General features: G+C 37.7%; 1 pseudogene. It reads right to left on the minus strand.

Features of this window, described 5'->3' with window-relative positions:
• Window positions 1–334: 334 nt before the first annotated feature.
• Window positions 335–509: pseudogene (locus tag CBG25_RS06010) on the minus strand (transposase); the annotation flags it as partial.

A 509-nucleotide genomic window follows, 5' to 3' on the forward strand; every position in this document is an offset into this window, starting at 1 on the left:
ACATAAACGTCGTATATCTGAAAAAATAACCCTTTATCAACAAAATTGGGACGTAATCAAAAATGCTATTGCTGAGCACATCCGTGTTTTATTAGCGTACCCAAATTAGTTTTGTGCGAAACTCGTGACGTCTTTAACTCCAGCACGAGTTTCGCACCAATAAAAAAACGCTCTATTTTTAAGTTTAATTCAGCATGATATATAAATAGTCAAAACCTTATAAATCAAATACAACTTATTGTAATTTAAGAAAATTTATGTTTTTTAGTAACTTGCAGATTAATCATTGCTTTTAAGCCATTTTTAGAATTTTATATGCCTGTGCGAAACTCGTGAGAAGTTGAGAGGTTACACCATCGAAAATGGCTTTAGCACCAACTTCACCGATTCGGTTCTCGAACGTCCACACAGTGGTGCGATCAGGAATGTTGATGGCATAGGGTAAGCCGCAGAAGCGCTTGAAGCTCATCCTGTCAAGAAGCTGGTACTCCATCTGCTCGTCGGACAGG

It is taken from the genome of Arsenophonus sp. ENCA, from assembly GCF_002287155.1.
In the GTDB taxonomy this organism is placed as follows: Bacteria; Pseudomonadota; Gammaproteobacteria; order Enterobacterales; family Enterobacteriaceae; genus Arsenophonus; species Arsenophonus nilaparvatae.